Annotated in this window: 21 protein-coding genes and 1 tRNA gene; 20 read left to right on the forward strand and 2 right to left on the reverse strand. The window is 36.1% G+C overall.

Going from position 1 to position 16,482, the window contains the following annotated elements; genetic code table 11:
• The first annotated feature begins 12 nt into the window (after positions 1-12).
• The 18 genes from IGK03_RS04060 (at position 13) to IGK03_RS04145 (ending at position 13,211) form a co-directional block, all read left to right on the forward strand.
• Entirely contained in the window at positions 13-243 is a 231-nt protein-coding gene (locus IGK03_RS04060; protein WP_227266026.1) for a hypothetical protein, read from the forward strand.
• Positions 240-578, forward strand: a complete 339-nt coding sequence (locus tag IGK03_RS04065) for an HK97-gp10 family putative phage morphogenesis protein (protein WP_002363372.1) — start codon at positions 240-242, stop codon at positions 576-578. Before IGK03_RS04060 ends, IGK03_RS04065 begins: the two co-directional genes overlap by 4 nt.
• On the forward strand, positions 575-967 hold the full coding sequence (gene gp17, locus IGK03_RS04070; RefSeq protein WP_002363373.1) for a tail completion protein gp17: 393 nt from the start codon (positions 575-577) through the stop codon (positions 965-967). Before IGK03_RS04065 ends, gp17 begins: the two co-directional genes overlap by 4 nt.
• Positions 968-985: 18 nt before the next feature.
• The gene (locus IGK03_RS04075) at positions 986-1,591 is read left to right on the forward strand and encodes a phage major tail protein, TP901-1 family (protein ID WP_002364302.1); all 606 of its coding nucleotides are present in this window, start codon (positions 986-988) and stop codon (positions 1,589-1,591) included.
• Between the two features lie 2 nt (positions 1,592-1,593).
• Complete coding sequence (locus tag IGK03_RS04080) at positions 1,594-1,902, forward strand: hypothetical protein (RefSeq protein ID WP_002366369.1); 309 nt, start codon at positions 1,594-1,596, stop codon at positions 1,900-1,902.
• Positions 1,903-1,964: 62 nt separating this feature from the next.
• Positions 1,965-2,363, forward strand: coding sequence for a tail assembly chaperone (locus IGK03_RS04085; RefSeq protein WP_002366370.1), 399 nt, complete (start codon positions 1,965-1,967; stop codon positions 2,361-2,363).
• Positions 2,364-2,431: 68 nt separating this feature from the next.
• The gene (locus IGK03_RS04090) at positions 2,432-2,737 is read left to right on the forward strand and encodes a hypothetical protein (protein ID WP_002366371.1); all 306 of its coding nucleotides are present in this window, start codon (positions 2,432-2,434) and stop codon (positions 2,735-2,737) included.
• Positions 2,724-7,178, forward strand: coding sequence for a phage tail tape measure protein (locus tag IGK03_RS04095; RefSeq protein WP_002368227.1), 4,455 nt, complete (start codon positions 2,724-2,726; stop codon positions 7,176-7,178). Before IGK03_RS04090 ends, IGK03_RS04095 begins: the two co-directional genes overlap by 14 nt.
• Positions 7,175-7,897 (forward strand): hypothetical protein, encoded by a 723-nt coding sequence (locus IGK03_RS04100; protein ID WP_002366374.1) that lies wholly within the window; start codon positions 7,175-7,177, stop codon positions 7,895-7,897. The genes IGK03_RS04095 and IGK03_RS04100 overlap by 4 nt, the downstream gene beginning before the upstream one ends.
• Positions 7,897-9,342: a phage tail spike protein gene (locus IGK03_RS04105; RefSeq protein ID WP_002366375.1), complete on the forward strand. Its 1,446-nt coding sequence runs from the start codon at positions 7,897-7,899 to the stop codon at positions 9,340-9,342. The genes IGK03_RS04100 and IGK03_RS04105 overlap by 1 nt, the downstream gene beginning before the upstream one ends.
• A 5-nt stretch (positions 9,343-9,347) precedes the next feature.
• Positions 9,348-10,088, forward strand: coding sequence for a hypothetical protein (locus IGK03_RS04110; RefSeq protein WP_002366376.1), 741 nt, complete (start codon positions 9,348-9,350; stop codon positions 10,086-10,088).
• Positions 10,089-10,105: 17 nt separating this feature from the next.
• Positions 10,106-10,582 carry a hypothetical protein gene (locus IGK03_RS04115; RefSeq protein ID WP_085443394.1) on the forward strand — a complete coding sequence of 159 codons (477 nt, stop codon included), beginning with the start codon at positions 10,106-10,108 and terminating at the stop codon, positions 10,580-10,582.
• Positions 10,572-10,991, forward strand: a complete 420-nt coding sequence (locus IGK03_RS04120; protein ID WP_002390182.1) for a hypothetical protein — start codon at positions 10,572-10,574, stop codon at positions 10,989-10,991. The genes IGK03_RS04115 and IGK03_RS04120 overlap by 11 nt, the downstream gene beginning before the upstream one ends.
• Before the next feature lies 1 nt (position 10,992).
• Positions 10,993-11,130: an XkdX family protein gene (locus tag IGK03_RS04125; protein WP_002363386.1), complete on the forward strand. Its 138-nt coding sequence runs from the start codon at positions 10,993-10,995 to the stop codon at positions 11,128-11,130.
• A 29-nt stretch (positions 11,131-11,159) separates the two neighbouring features.
• Positions 11,160-11,564: a phage holin family protein gene (locus tag IGK03_RS04130; protein ID WP_010710709.1), complete on the forward strand. Its 405-nt coding sequence runs from the start codon at positions 11,160-11,162 to the stop codon at positions 11,562-11,564.
• Positions 11,548-12,381, forward strand: coding sequence for a peptidoglycan recognition protein family protein (locus IGK03_RS04135; RefSeq protein WP_010710708.1), 834 nt, complete (start codon positions 11,548-11,550; stop codon positions 12,379-12,381). The genes IGK03_RS04130 and IGK03_RS04135 overlap by 17 nt, the downstream gene beginning before the upstream one ends.
• A gap of 430 nt (positions 12,382-12,811) precedes the next feature.
• A tRNA-Ile gene (locus IGK03_RS04140) sits at positions 12,812-12,885 on the forward strand.
• A gap of 74 nt (positions 12,886-12,959) precedes the next feature.
• The gene (locus tag IGK03_RS04145) at positions 12,960-13,211 is read left to right on the forward strand and encodes a hypothetical protein (RefSeq protein ID WP_002403783.1); all 252 of its coding nucleotides are present in this window, start codon (positions 12,960-12,962) and stop codon (positions 13,209-13,211) included.
• A 20-nt stretch (positions 13,212-13,231) separates the two neighbouring features.
• Here IGK03_RS04145 and IGK03_RS04150 read toward each other — a convergent pair whose 3' ends face one another.
• Positions 13,232-13,483, reverse strand: a complete 252-nt coding sequence (locus IGK03_RS04150) for a hypothetical protein (RefSeq protein ID WP_002363390.1) — start codon at positions 13,481-13,483, stop codon at positions 13,232-13,234.
• A gap of 418 nt (positions 13,484-13,901) precedes the next feature.
• Between IGK03_RS04150 and psiE the strand changes: the two genes are divergently transcribed.
• Complete coding sequence (psiE, locus tag IGK03_RS04155; protein WP_002355869.1) at positions 13,902-14,354, forward strand: phosphate-starvation-inducible protein PsiE; 453 nt, start codon at positions 13,902-13,904, stop codon at positions 14,352-14,354.
• A gap of 70 nt (positions 14,355-14,424) precedes the next feature.
• On the opposite strand, the gene IGK03_RS04160 is transcribed toward psiE, so the two are convergent.
• A complete protein-coding gene (locus IGK03_RS04160; protein WP_010775677.1) occupies positions 14,425-15,240 on the reverse strand; it encodes a metallophosphoesterase in 816 nt (271 codons plus the stop codon).
• Positions 15,241-15,411: 171 nt separating this feature from the next.
• Here IGK03_RS04160 and IGK03_RS04165 point away from each other — a divergent pair, with 171 nt between their 5' ends.
• Positions 15,412-16,476 (forward strand): M24 family metallopeptidase, encoded by a 1,065-nt coding sequence (locus IGK03_RS04165; RefSeq protein ID WP_002390179.1) that lies wholly within the window; start codon positions 15,412-15,414, stop codon positions 16,474-16,476.
• The last annotated feature ends 6 nt before the right edge of the window (positions 16,477-16,482 follow it).

Consider the following 16,482-nt stretch of genomic DNA (forward strand, 5'->3'; position numbering starts at 1 on the left):
CACGAGCTGATTTTGGAAAAACTAATAGGCAGTGTAACCGAAGTCGGAACGGAAAAACAAATGACCATTTTCCCTAACATAAAGGAGCAGATGGTCATTTTTCGTTTTAGAGACCGCCTATCAATTCGTTCAGGTTTTCTTGAATACTACGACGAAGAAGAACAAAAAAATCGAAAATTTACCGTTGTTAAAAATTTGCGTGTTAGTAAAGGAACTTCGGTTTATGGAAGTGAATATCGATGACTTACCGAGTAGATATTTCAGGATTGGATGATTTAATCGAAGCGATTGAAGAAGCGAAAAAGCTAGACGATGTAAAAGAGGTCGTCAAAAATGATACTGCTTATATGGCAAATCAAATTGCAGAAGAAACACCAGTCAGAAGTGGATACTTAAAACGAAGTGAGACACCTTCTATTAAAGATGACGGAATGACTGGCGAAGTTGAAGCGATGGCTGACTATTCAGCATATGTAGAATATGGAACGCGTTATATGTACGGACGTTTCTATATGAAAAAAGGGCATACAGCAGCAGCTAAAAGATTTCTTGATAATATGGAGGCGTTAGTAAAATGACCTTTAAAGACCCGTATTCAGAACTTTACGAAGCGTTATTTGTCACTTTGGAGCAAACAGGCTATGAAACCTATGGGCATTTGCCAGATGACGACGCTTCTTACCCGTTTGTTTTCTTAGGTGAACAATGGTCTAAGGATAGACAAACAAAAACAAGAACGTTAGGTTCAACAAATATTATGATTCATGTTTATGATCATGACGACAAACGTCGAGAATTAAATCAAGTATTAGCCGATGTGCGAAAAATCGTTCATGAATTGCATCAGACTAAGAACTTTAATTGGTTAGTGACAGAAAGTAGCACAGAAGTAATTTATGAAAATACAACCAATTTTGGTACGAGCCTTGCACACGGTGTACTTGACATCACGTTAGAATTTGAATAAGAAAGAAGGAAACTCGAAATGGAAAAAGCAATTCAAGGTAAAAAAATTAAGTTAATGTTTCGACTAACACGTGAACGTGCGACAACAGCAGCGAAGTTGTTAGCTTTAGAAATTTCACACGAATATAAGTCAGAAACAAAAACAGATACACAATCAACAAAAGACGGGAATGTTCCTACATCAGGAATGCCGTCAGCTTCCATCGAAATGGAATTTTTACGGACAGGCACAGAAACATACAACATGTTGAAATATGCGTATCGTAACGGGCTAGAAATTGATGTATGGCGCATTAATTTTGATAAAAAAGACCCAAAAACAGGAAAATACGAAGCGGAATTTGGCACAGGCTTGTTGGATTCATTCGGAGATTCTGCCGAGTCCGATTCTAATTCAAGTATTAAACCAACTCTAGTTTTAAATGGTGACCTAGTAGAAGGTTGGGCAACGGTTGACGCCGAAAATGAAGAACTTGCGCGTGCTTTCTTCTACGACACAGTGGCTGGTGCGGAACCAGAAGAGCCTGTAGAAAAATACACACCAAAAACAATTGAAGTACCTAAAGTTGAAAGTGTAACGCCGACATCAGATGGTGCCGTTGTAAAAGTGAAGGAGGAAGAATAATCATGGCAAATACTTATCGTATTTACAAAGGTAGTGAAAAAGTAGTTGAAGGAGCAAGTCCATTAACTATTACAGGACTTGATGCAGGAGCAAAAGTAGCAGCAGGAACATATCATATTGTACGTGTGCAAGATGAAAAAGAATCTGAAAAAGTAGCTATTCCAGCTTTTACCGTATTGGCGGGGCGCTCTTTGGAAAATAAACCAACAGAAGCAAATACTATTCCTGAAATCAAAGAATGGTTAACTGCTCACAGTATTGATTTTACAGGAAAAACAACGAAAACAGATTTATTAGCATTAGTACCATAATTAAAAATCAGGAAGTAGGCGGCAATGTGAAGGCATTGTCGCTTTTTTAGGAGGAATTTTACATGTCAACAAACGTAAAACCTGTCGCAACAATTAACGGAAAAAAATATCCTTTGATTTTCGGTTTTAAATTTTTAAACGAAATTAACGCATTAAAACCTGACGTTGAAGAAGTAGACGGCTTTGTCCAACTGATCGGAGGGTTACAAGATGGCGATGCTTTTGCCTTTCAAAAATTAATGCACGCAGCGTTAATTACTTATGATGACTTAACAACGAAAGAAATTGACGACTACTTAGAAACGTCGGAAGAGGCTTTAACGTTGTTTGAAAATTTTATCTCTTTCTTGGAGCAAGCACCGTTAACGGCTCTTCGGACGAAAAAAGCACTAGAAGCAATCAAAAAAATCATGGCTTACATGGAACAGATTCAAGCCAATCAACAAGAAACGACAGCCTAGATTATGACGAAATAGTTGTCACATGTTTTCAACATTTCCCCAATATCACTTTAAAAGAAATTGAGCGTATGACTCCTTATGAATTTTATTTACGGATAAAAGCTGTAAATTTACGAGCAATTAACGAAGAAAGGAAGCTATACGTTAACGCGTTAGCTACACGTATTTTTACAACGCCAGACGAAAAAGGACAACGCTATATTTTTAACGAAGTGAAAGATGTCTATGACTTTGAGAAGCTTGAACGCGATGTACGAGGTGAAATTTCGCAACGAGAAGCGGAAAAGCTAAGTGAGCTAGAAGAAAACGCTCGTCGATTAGAACAAGCAAGAAAAATTGTTGAGGAAAGGAGGAAAAAACGTGACACAAAGTAAAACGGTAACAGCCATACTTACAGCACGTGATAACAATTTTACCAGTGCGATGAACGGTGCTGTATCTTCGCTAAAAAAACTTAGCTCAAACGCTTCTGATATTCCTAGTAATTTGAATACAGTGAATGGTGCGATGAAAAGTTTCGGTGATAAAACCGCAAGTATCGGTCAAAGCATTGAAAAAGTTGGCGATTCTATGACTAAAGGTATCACACTTCCAATTGCGGGCGCCGTTGGTGCAGTAACAACCGCAGCGGTAAAATGGGAAAGCGCCTTTACTGGAGTTAAAAAGACCAACGATGAGATGATCGATTCTAACGGTAAAGTCATTTATTCTTATGATGATTTAGAAAAAGGCCTTAGAGATTTAGCAAAAGAATTGCCCGCAAGTCACACAGAAATTGCAAACGTTGCGGAAGCGGCGGGGCAATTAGGTATCCAAACTGATAAAGTTGTAGGATTTACCAAAACTATGATCGATATGGGCGAATCAACAAACATGTCAGCCGATTCAGCAGCTACTTCCCTAGCTCGTTTTGCTAACATTACAGGTATGTCACAAGATAAATTTAGCAACCTTGGTTCAGCGATTGTTGACTTAGGGAATAATTTAGCGACTACCGAATCAGAGATTACAGAGATGGGCTTACGTTTAGCTGGTGCAGGAAAACAAATTGGTATGACTGAAGGAGATATTGTAGGTTTTGCAGCGGCGCTATCATCTGTTGGTATAGAGGCCGAAGCGGGTGGTTCAGCGTTCTCTCGGTTAATGGTTCAAATGCAATTAGCAACAGAAACAGGTGTTGAAGCTTTTGCGCCGCTGAAACAAGCAGTAGCGGAGCAAGGCGTGTCTTGGGAATCTTTTGTGCATGCTGTAAACTGGGGTGGAAAAGAACTGACGGCAGTTTCTAAGCAAATGGGAATACCTACCTCAGAATTAAAAAAAATGTATAAAGAAGCCAGTAAAGCTTCAGGTAGTCTGGAAGATTTCGCGAATGTAACAGGTCGAACTGGAGAAGAGTTTGCACAATTATTCAAAAGCAATCCATCTCAAGCATTAATTGAATTTATCCAGGGCTTAAAAGACTCAGAAAAACACGGAATATCAGCTATTAAAGTGTTAGATGATATGGGAATTACAGAAGTTAGATTACGTGATAGTTTATTACGTGCGGCTAATGCAAGTGATGTCTTTGAAGGTGCTGTAAAACGAGGTAATTCAGCTTTTAAAGAAAATACAGCTCTAGCAAATGAAGCTGGTAAGCGTTACGAGACAACTGAAGCAAAACTTGGAATGTTAAAAAATGAATTCGTAAATATGGGAATAGATTTAGGTGGTCCTTTTGTAGATGCATTAAGAAGTGCACTACAGGCTTCTAAACCTTTAGTTGAAACTTTAGGAAAGATGGCAAAAGCTTTTTCAGAAGCCAATCCTAAAACTCAAGAATATATAATGAAAATGATTGCGTTAGCAGCTTCAGTTGGTCCCGTGTTAAAAGTCTTTGGAAAAATGACAAGCATTTTCGGAAAAACAATTTCAACAATGTTTGAAACCGCGGGAAATATCGATAGCAAGTGGAAGAAATTTATCAATAATCCTATTATTAGGGGTTCTAATAGCGCATTACAAGCTGTAAAAGGGTTTGTTTCTAAATATAAAGCAAATCTGGTTGGGCTTGAAAATGCGGGAGTCAATGTAAATGTACTAACAAGATTTACCACGTTAGGAGAGACTATTTCAGGTCTTTTTCCTACGTTAGATACATTTAGAGCAAATCTACGAGCAAGCCAAAGACAGCTAAATATGCTAGGGGAAGGGAATAAAGTTACTAACTTTTTCCGTTCTTTTTCTGCTTCTTTACAATTATCTAACAGTAAGTTAGCGAAATTTGCCTCTGTTGTTATTAATCCTGTAGGGTCGCTAAGAAACCTATCCTCTGCAGCTGGCAAATCGGGAACGGTTTTATCAGGGCTTGGCGTAGCTGCCTCAAAAGCAGGTGGAGGTTTTAGAACATTTGCGGTAACGGGTATACGATCTATAGCTAGTTTAACAGGAGCTATGTTGAGCAATCCCATAACAGCAATTTTAGTAGCAATAACCGCTACGATAGTTGGTGTAGTGCAAGCTTGGAAATCCAATTTTATGAACATTCAAGGCTACGTGAAAACTGCTTTTAGCGGAATAGTAAAATCGTTTAAAAGTGTACTTCCTAGCTCCTCGAGTGTTACTAAAACAATAAAAGGATTAGGAAATACCTTTAAATGGTTAGGTACTGGAGCAATTGTTGGTGTCACTTTTGCAATAGCAGGTTTTGTAGATGGATTACGTGCTATCGTTACTGTAGGAAAAACGGTAGTAAATGCAATAATGGCAATTTCAAACGGTGTAAAAGGACTTTGGAAACGATTAAAAGGCGATTCTAAAGGTGCTGATAAAGCATTTAAAGATATGAAGAAAAGCTTATCTGATATAGAAAAAGATTGGGATACAATGTTTTCTGATTCTGCCTTAAAAAAGGCTGCTAAAAGCACCGAAGAATTAGGTGAAAAGTCCAAAGACACTACGAAAGCAATTTCGTTAAATATGGAAGAAGCCTCTTCAAGTGTTGAAAATTATTCTTCAAAACTTGATGAAGCTAAACAGGCAATGACTGAACTTTTCTCACAGCAAAATGGTAGTACGGCTGGCGTAGAAACTTATTTCAAGAATACACTTGATTTAGTTACGAATTTAAAGGAACAACAGAAAAAGGCTGTTGAAACCTATAACAAGCAAATTGAAGCGGCAGAAGGAAAATCAGAAGCAGAGAAGCAAAAGATTTTTGCCAATGCTTCAAGCCAGTATATGAAAGCTGTTCAAACGAATAATAGTGATTTATTGAAGGTATATACTGATTATTCTAACCAATTGAAGAATAATAAAACAGTAGAGGGTCAAGAATTGACAGAACAGCAAAGAGCTACTTTGCAAAATCAAACGAATATTATTCGGGATCAATTATTACAACAGAACCAACAATTTGTTGAGGCTGGTATGAATAAGTTGGCTAATAAACAAGCATTAAGCGAGCAAGAAAAAGAACAAACTTTGACAAGCTTGCGAACGCTTGGAGAAATTCAAGCGCAACAAGTGCAAGAAAATAACGCCCAAATTCAGCAACTAGAAATACAAAAGAACCAAGCAAAAACGGAATCTGAAAAAGCAGCTTTCCAAAATCAAATTACACAATTACAAACGCAAAATGCTCAAATACGACAAAGTGAATTAGAGCAAGGAGCTCAACTTCTAGCGATTATTTCACAAAATGGTGCAAATAAAATTGCAGTGACAGCTGATAATTTAGCACAACTTAAAGGCGTTACAGACCAACAGCTTTTAGGCATTTATCAATCTTATGTAAATAATGGTGCTAGCATTGACCAACAAATGGCTTTATTGGCAGGAATGCTACGTCAACGAGGGATTGATGGCTCTAACGGACTAGTTCAGGGATTGCAAAGTAATGATCCAACGAAGTGGGCGAATATGTCAAGAGCTGACATTGTTAATACTTTACAAGCGTTGCCTCCTGACTTATTTAGAAATGGTCAAGACGGAAAAAACCAGTTAATTGATGGATTAAACTCTGGGAAAACACAACTTAATAATGTTGGTAAAGAATTGATGTCTTCGATGAATAGTGGTCAATCTTCGCAAAAATCTAATTCTAAGAAAGCTGCCGCTGATAATAGTAGTGCAGCTGCTTCTGGAACAAGAAGTAAAAGTAATGAACATAAAAATGCTGGTAAAAGCAATGCTCAACAGACAAATGCTGGAACGAATTCTGAAAAAGGAAATGCGAAGAATTCTGGAAGTCAGCTAGGTGCGGCAACAATTCAAGGATATTTAACTCAGTTACCCCCTGCAAATAATGCTGGAAGGTCTTTAGGAAATGCGGTAAGTCAGGGTGCAGGTTCTGTAGATATGAGCCCTGTAGGTTCAAATATGGCTAGAGGTGTTGCTTCTGGTATTCGTGCAAGTCAGGGCGAAGCAGTGGCTGCTATGCAAAATTTAGTAGCCGCCGTTAATGCAGAAGCACAGAAAAAAGCAAAAATTAAATCACCATCACGCCTATTGAAATATGATGTTGGTGTTTTCCTTGCACAAGGTGTAGCTGCAGGTATTCGAGAAGATACGTCGGTTGCCGTACAAAGTGCAAAAGATATGATTTCAAGTATTCATCAATCTATTACGGGTAGCCGTTTGATGAAACGTTCAAATGCAATTGAGGTAAAACACTCTATAGATAATACGCCAATGGGAAAAATGGTAGAAATTTTAGAAGAAATACGACATTTAACTGTTGTGATGGATACTGGCCAAGTAGTGGGAGCGCTAGGTAGCCCAATGAATCTTAATTTAGCAGAACAACAAAAGCAAGATGGGAGGTATCGTAGTTGATTGAAATTGTAGAATATATGGCCAAAGGTCGTTTTAATAGCAAAGAACACGGTTTCTACATTATTGAACACGATGCTCCTTCAGCGGAAGAAGTGGAAATTATTGAACAGATCCCTTTCATGCAAGGTCAGTATGATTTTTCCATGCTTACAGGAGAACGAATTTTTAGTAATCGCATTGTCACTGTTACTTTTTGGCGACCTAATACGCCATACGAAGAACGAAAGGCATTAGAGGCGAAAGTAAAAGAAGAATTGATGATGGATGGAATTGATTACATTGATGATTCTTGGTTACGTTCAGGGCTTCGCTGGTATGGAAAATGCAAAAGTGTGAAAGCAGAAGATGACTCGTCAAGTAATTCATTAACGTTAACCGTAGAATTTGACGTGTATCCTTTTGCTTTAAGGGAAAATATTTCTTATTCCGATGTCTTTGACGATGACTATTTCACAGACGATAGCGCCGACAATTGGACAGGCTACTATATTCACGGAAAAAGAGAAATTTTTCTTATCAATATGGGAGCAAATGCTTCTAGTCCAACAATAAAGGCAACGTCTACAATGCAATTAACTACTGATGACGGAATAACAATAAAAGTTCCGAAAGGCGAATCGCAAGATTATTTCTTTAAATTAAAAAGAGGGACTAACCACTTAACTATTTATGGCGAAGGTCATATCTCTTTCTTTATGTCTAGTGAGGTGATGGTCTAATGTATCGAGTATTATTGTTTGATAATCCGAACAGAAAGAATCCAAAGATTGTTCATGAGCCATATAGCTATGGTGAGAAAATCAAAGATAGTGAAGTATATTTATCGCTTAACGGATTAGGAATTTCTACTTTTGAATTTACCTTTAATATTAACAATAAATACTATCAAAAGATTGAGCCGATTATTCACTTTATCCAGATTGTGGATGTTACAAGAAATAAAGAAATTTTTTATGGTAGAGTTGCTAAAATCACGAATAAAATGGAAGCATCAGGAAGCTTTTCTCAAACTCTCTTAGCGGAGGATGAGAAAGCTTTTTTATATGATTCTGTTCAAACCTATATGAAACCAACACGGATGACTGTATCTGCTTATTTACAAAAAATACTCGATGCACACAATAAACAAGTTGAAGCGCATAAGCAGTTTCGGCTTGGTGAAGTGAATGTTGTAGATAATGGGGACTTGCTAAGAGGATTAGGCTATCAAAGTACAGCTGATACCATTAAAGAAAAATTGTTGGATAGGCTGGGCGGTACGTTAACACTTCGACGTGTTGGGAATATAAATTATTTAGATTATCTATCTAATTATGGTGTGAACAGTGAAACTCCTTTACAGTTAACCAAAAATCTAAAAAGTGCTACTCGAGATATTGATATTTCTGAATTGTTTACAAGGATTGTGCCCGTCGGTCAAGATATTGAAGATACGTCAAATACTGATATTGAAGTGGGAACAGATTTTTCACGACCTAAATACACCATCGAAAAAGTAAATGGCGGTAAGAATTACCTTGATGATGAAGCGTTAATCAAAAAATTTGGATTAAACACGGGCATTGTAGAATTTTCAAATGTCAAAGACCCATCAATTTTAAAACGTCGAGGGTTGCAATGGCTAAAAGACCAAAGCTTGATGTTGGTAACTTGGACAGTTGAAGCCATTGAGTTAGGGCTATTGGATAAACGGTATGAATTAATCACTTTAGGAAACAGTTATAAAGTAGATAATCAATTTATTTATGCTGTAGAACGATTACAAGTGATTGAGAAAAAATTTAGTATTTTAGAACCGCAAAAGGTTACTTTGACTATTGGTTCGAAAAAGAAAAAACTGACCGATTATCAAAACGAAATAAAAGCTATTCAATCCAATTTAGTAAACGTAAAAAAATTTGCGACGGCAGGAGTTCAAAACATATCAGAGTTGATAAAAAGACAGGAAGAATTTGACAATGATTTATCTGTTCAAAGTAGTAAAGTTAGTTCTTTGGAAGACTTAACCAGTGAATTATCAACAACCGTGACAGAATCGACGGAAGCCTTTAAACAATTAGCAAGTGATTTAACAAATACAGTCGAATCTGTAGGTACTGCTCAAACTGAGATGAAAAAGGCGTTAGACGATTTAATTAAGCGCGTAGAGAAATTAGAAAAATAAGAGAGGTGAGACGGTTGGCACAAGAATTTAAGGATACTCGACCAACAAATGAACCAAATACAACAGTTGATTATCAAGACCCGACCGATGTCGATGAGGTGCAAGATGAAATAAAAAACGGTGTGATTGATCCTATTTCTCAAACGTTCGCTTTGTGGATTCGAACAAAGATGTATCGACGACATGTTCGAGAATCTTTAGCTCGTATGATGGAGTATACCAGTGTTTTATTTAATAAAATAAAGGCTATTTCTGAAAATACAGAAAAACGCCAATCTAAAGTAGAACAACGTCAAACCAATTTAGAGGAACGTTTTAAAGATGTAATCGCAAATGCTACAACAGATAGCGAAGTTATCGATGCTCGAAGTAGTGAACGTTTGGGAAATTTTAAAACGTTAGATGAACGGCTAGAATATTTTGAAAATATCATTGCTTCTGTAATTCCAGTTGGTTTTGATGTAACTATTGTTCACAATTTAGGAGCTCAACCAGTCGTTAATGTTCGTACTTGGACACATGGTATAGGTGTACTGCCTTTAGGTACAGAACCAACAGGATTATTTGGCGGTAGTGCTTCTCAATCAATTCAATGTACGGTAAAACATGTGAATTCTTCTGAATGTATTGTGACTATTCCGCTAGATTATAAAACAGATTCTCTACCAGTAAAAATTGATGAGCATAAGTATTTACTTATTGATGGTCAGAATAGCCGATCTATTGTATTTGACTTAATTTTATAAGAAAGGACGTTGTGAATATGGATTTAACTAGAATTTATAGAGGGATGGAGAACGGGGCAGAATCGATTGAAGAAAATTTCAATAAAATTGGTGCAGCCGTTGATAGCACCTCAAGAACTTTCCAAAAAATCACCAAAAAAGAACCGTTGTGGACAGGTGCATGGTATGGCGGAGCTGCAGGAAATGGGCAAGTACCTTCTAAGTCTCTTTCACAGTGTGAGAATGGTTGGATTTTACAATGGCAAGAATATACCAAAGAAGGAGCTTTGAACGGTGCGTGTTATCACTTTTTCTTAGTGCCTAAACAGCATGCGCAGAATCCAGGTTCTGGGGGAGTTATTTTCCTTTTACATGGATACTATACTAATTTAGTACGGAAATATTTATATATTAAGGATACTAAAATTACTGGAAACGACTTAAATGCCTCTTCTAGTGATACGGCTGGTTCAGGCAGTAAAATGTTTGCGTTAAGTGCGATTTATGAATACTAGGAGGAAAGAGAACATGAAAATTTGGATTGATGATATTCAAGGTTATTTAGACGGATATTCCACAATGGAACAACCGAATAAAATTGAACTTGAAGTAGAAAAAGAACCAACAGATTTTTATAATTATCGCTGGAACGGGACAAGCTTAATATACGATCCTAACAATGTGCCAGAACCAGAGCCCGCACCACCAACCGACATTGAGGTATTACAAGCCGAAAATGCGGAATTAAAACAATTGAATTCAAAACTTATGATTAATGACATGAATTTAAAAAAAGAGCTTTCAGAAGTAACGAAGAAAGCAGATAATTTTGCGCAAATTAGTGCAAAATCAATGCTTGCGATTAATCAATTAACCAATCAGGTAAAAGAAATTAACGAAAAATTAGCAGAAGGAGTGGAATAAAATGTTTACATTTGATGACATTAAAATGATGTATGACTGGGGCTGTTTTACAGATGAACAAGTTGCAGAATTTGTACCACTTTGTATAACAGAAGATGAATTTACAAAAATGACAGGAAAACCGTTTAGCAAAGGCTAAGCGGTTTTTATTATTGGAAGGTGGAAGACATGGTGATTATTGATAATCAAGCGTTAATAGCAGAATTTAAAAATTTAATTTCAAACGGCTTTATCCAAGTGTTTGTTTGGATTGTGTTAGGAGATATTGCAACAGGTATTTGTAAGGGAATCTACAGGGAAGAAGGAAATAGTACAAAGGGATTACCTGGATTAATTAAACATTTACTTGTTGTATGTTTAGTTATAGTGACCTATCCATATTTAAAAATAATGGGATTCTCATCTATTGCTGATGGTTTTGTTTTATTTTACATTGCTGTTTATGGTCTTTCGATTACAGAAAACTTAGGGCAGCTAGGTGTTCCGTTACCTTCTTGGGTTAAAAATCATCTAAGCAAATTAAAAGATGAAAATGATAAAGGAGGTGAACCGAAAGATGGTACAGGTAATTAATCAATCTGTTTGTGGAGGAATTGCTGGTAGACGCCCCAACGCAACACCAAAAGGCGTTGTCATTCATAACGATGCAGGAAGTATTTATGCGACTGCTGCGCAATATGTTAATGCTTTAGCTGTAATGTCTCCTACGCAATTAGCGAATGGTTTTGCTCATTATTATATTGATCGAAATACAATTGCACGTGTAGAAGATACATTCAACGCAGCTTGGCATACAGCAAATTCAGATGGAAATTTGAACTATGTTGGTTATGAGGTTTGTCAATCGATGGGCGCTAGCTATGCAGACTTTTTAGCGAATGAGCAAATGACATTTAAGCAAGTAGCCGAAGATATGAAGTTTTGGGGAATGCAACCTAATAGAGATACTGTAAGATTGCACAAAGAATTTGTTCCTACAGCATGTCCTCATCGTTCGTGGGAATTGCATGGAAAAGAAACAAACGCAGTAAAAGACTATTTTATTAGCCAAATAAAAAAATATATGGGAAATCAAAACGAAAACAATAGCAACTCAAGTAATAACAATCAAAATACAATAAAAGGGAGAGAAGCAACGATGTTTTGTTTATATCAACGACCAATTAATAGTAAAACAGGAAAATTAGAAGATAACGGGGATCACTGGGCTACATTCTTCTGTAATGGAGTGAATTGCCGACGTTTATATCATGGCGATGAGGCAGAAGTAATAAAAACAGTATACAGAGAGAACAACGGAAAAGAAATACCGTTCTTTGGTAAAGAGAAATGGCCTAAAAATGCTCCATGGTACAAACGTTTAGAGACTGTTTGTCCAGTTGTAAAATAGCTTGAAATTTAAAAGCATCTGATTTAAAATATAGTTACCTTTTGATATTTCCATATTTGACCTTCTTTTATGAGAATAAAAGAAGGGTGCACCTATCTTTTTCCAAGTCCTAAGATAGGTGCATTTTTTTGTTGAAATTTAAAAAAGAAAGCGGTAAAATATGTTTACCAAACTTTTTGTTTTATTACTACTTATTGCCGCCTTTCCCAAACGAGGCGGCAACTTTTTACATAAAAATTATTGAACTCAAAAAACAGATATTGTAAAATATTGATACATATTTAAACTCTTATTTTTTCACGCAGACCGCCTTTTCTCAATAAGACGGTCGTTTTTTTGTTGAAAATTGAAAATCAGTAAAGTAAAATTATTATATATCAAGCTATAACCAGTAAGAACTATTTTATCCCCAATAAGGTGGTTCTTACTTGGACCATTAGCTCAGCTGGTTAGAGCAAACGGCTCATAACCGTTCGGTCACAGGTTCGAGTCCTGTATGGTCCATATATTTTTATTTGCAAATAAAATAATAGAGGAGTAGACTTAAAGTATCAAATGTTTAAGGAGTGTTATCTATTATGTCAAACTATGAAGAAAAAGAAGCAAAAGCATTAGTAAAAATTGCAGATGTTTTGAACAAACTGGATTCAAATTTAGAAGAATTAGATTCTCTAAATGAAGATGCAAAAAAACATAGTATGAAAAAATGGCTTGTTGAGAAAAGAGCCATGCATGAAATTAAAAAGATTGCACACGAAGCTGGTAAGTATGATAAGTACGATGAAAAAGAATTACAAAAAGAAATTGAACATGTAGAACAATATATGTAAAAATAAAAACTATTCCTTTTTTAAGGAATAGTTTTTTGTATTTTCCGCACACACATTTTCACCACAACTAGTTGCCTTTTTTGATTATACCTACCATAAACAGCAAGCTCTGTGCCATCAGGTAACATGAGTAATTCATCCGCCAATTCTTTTTTAGAAATAATGCAGTTGATAGTCTCTTTTTGAGTTTGCAAAGAAAAGCGGACTAACATTTCTGGATAAGTAGTTAATACCTTAATTTTATGAATTGTTCCTACATAATTTGGTTTCATAGAAATCAACTCCTTGCTAGTAGTTAACTATATTATATTAAGATTATTTTTATTCGTCTAGGTATGAAATGACCATACTTTGACCATACTTTTTAAGAAAATATAGGAATTATCAGAATATAGCACTTAATACAAATGCCTATTTTATAAGCGTTGAATAAAGTTAGGGATTATTAGAAAAAATAAATCTTAAAGTATCAGTTTATCCAGTAGCTAACTAATACGATTAAAAAGCTGAATCTGCGGATTCAGCTTTTTTTGTCTTGTTAAAGGGTTAGACGGAAATAGAGGAAGATCTTAAAATAAAAAAAATCTCACATTGGGTTTAACTGCTTGTCTGACAAGGTTAATTGATGATATATTTAATGTAATAACAAGCATGTTATAAAATAATTGAGTCAAAAGAAAGAAGGGTATTATGCAGAAGAATTTTAGTGTAGTAAAGAAGTACGTGAATTTGATTTTGGATATTGTATTAGGGATTTTAGGAGTTTTCTTATTAGTATTTATGGCTAGTTATTTAGTTGACCTCGCTACATATCTCATGAAGCCAATGACGCCGGATAATTTTTCAGTTATCATGCAAGAAATTATTTCATTCTTTATGTTATTTGAGTTTATTATGATGATTCTTCGCTATATTCAAGAAGGACACCATATTCCGATTCGTTATTTGATTTTAATTTGTTTAACCGCAATTTTACGTCAATTAATGGTTGCGCATGGCGATGGCTTGCAGACCTTATTGTTATCTTTATCAATTCTTTTACTAGTGGTTGTGCTATTTATTCTCGGGTTAAATGGCAGCAAATTTTATACGCTAGGAAAAGCGAAAGTAGAAGAAGATCACGAGCAAGATTTTCATCATTAATCGAACATAATCAAAGACCGTCCAACGTGAGAATTTTTCTCTAACGTGGGGCGGTCTTTTTAATGCATAGTTAAATAGTTAACTCAATCAGTTCAATCGTTGGTAAGACACCAAAGCGTGCGCTGATTTTAGTGGTTCCGATTCCTGGGTGAACAATTAGCGGCGTTTCATCTTCTAAATGATAAAGCCCATGTGTATATTTTTTAGCAAGCTGATTTTTGTAAGTGAAAAAAGGCAAGCGAATCTGTCCGCCGTGACTATGTCCTGCTAAAATGAGGTCAATGTTTTTGTTGACTGCTGAGTCTGCGACATCTGGCTCATGGGTTAGTAGCAGAGTGGGCGTTCCAGTAGGGCGGTTGACTAAAGCTGCAGCTAAGTCGGTTTGTCCATATAACGAATCTTCTAAACCAGCGACGTACAAGGAGATACGGTGTGAGACAGGCAGTAATTTGCCCGTGTTTTTTAGTACGGTAAAGTCGGCAGCTTCTAAGATTGTTTCGTAAAAATTGGTATCTAACCCGCTATATTCGTGGTTGCCATAAATAGCGAATTTGCCATAAGGGGCGTTAATTTTACGGAAAAGTTGACACACCTCATCCTGAATTTCGATACCGAAACGGGCATAATCATCAAATAAGTCTCCTGTAAAAACGACTATGTCTGGTTGTAATGTATTTGTTTTTTCAACAATCTGTTTTAAGGCCTTCACAGAATAATTCTTTTTTAAATGAATATCAGAGAGTTGAACAATCCGTAAGGTTTTCCCTGATTCTGTTACTTTAATTTGATTTTTGTGTATGACTAAGCAGTTAGGTTCAATAAAAAAACTATAGCTTAAAATGCCGATAATAATGAAAAATAGTGCCAGAAATAAATAAACGTTCATAATTTCCTCCTTGAAGTCGCTAAATTAGTTTACTACAAAAGTGTTAAGCAAAAAATAAGGAAAGGTAAAATTTTCAGTAAACTTTCTCAATGAAGCTTTTTGGTGATTCATGCTTTTCTGAAGTAAATTTGCTATAATGAAAAATGAGAAAAAAGAAAGAAGGTCGAACCAATGATGGCAAGAGTCGAAAAGTTACGGGAGTTAATGAAAGAAAATAATTTACAAGGATTTTTAGTGACAAGTCCGTATAATTTACGTTATTTAACCAATTTTACTGGGACAACAGGCTTGGCAATGATTACATTAGATAAAGCTTTTTTTGTAACGGATTTTCGTTATACGGAACAAGCTGCGGAACAAGCAACTGGTTTTACTATCGTTAAAAACACAGGACATATTTTTGACGAAGTAGCAGATTTAGCTGAACGTTTGCAATTAGATAATTTAGCTTTTGAAGAAACGCAAGTTAGTTTCGCTGATTATAGCTTATTGGAAGAAATTTTACCATGTGAATTAGTTCCTGTAATGGGTTTGATTGAAGAATTAAGAGAAGTGAAAGATGAAGAAGAAGTAGCGATTATTGAAAAAGCGTGTGCCATCGCGGATCAAGGATTTGCCTTTGTCTTAGAGATGATTAAACCTGGAATGACAGAGATTGAAGTGGCTAATCAATTAGATTTCTTCATGCGTTCAAAAGGAGCCAGTGGTGTTTCTTTTGAGACAATTGTGGCCAGCGGTCTACGTTCAGCGATGCCACATGGCGTTGCTAGCCATAAAGTCATCGAAAAAGGTGATTTAATCACTTTGGATTTCGGCTGTTATTATGAAGGCTATGTTTCTGATATGACACGGACATTCGCTATTGGTAGTATTCAGCCAAAACTAAAAGAAATTTATGATATTGTTTTAGAAGCACAATTAAAAGTGTTAGCAGAAGCTAAACCTGGGTTGACGGGCATTCAATTAGATGCGATTGCACGGGATCATATTGCTTCCTATGGCTATGGCGATGCGTTTGGTCACAGCACTGGTCATGGCATTGGGTTAGAAATTCATGAAGGACCAAATGTTTCATTCCGAGCAGACAAACAGTTTGTACCAGGGAATGTGATTACGGACGAACCTGGAATTTATTTGCCAGGAATTGGTGGCGTGCGTATTGAGGACGATTTATTAATTACTGCTGAAGGTAATCGTGTATTGACACATGCGCCAAAAGAATTAATCATTTTATAAAGGTTG

Source organism: Enterococcus sp. DIV2453a (assembly GCF_050533535.1).
Lineage (GTDB): Bacteria > Bacillota > Bacilli > Lactobacillales > Enterococcaceae > Enterococcus > Enterococcus faecalis.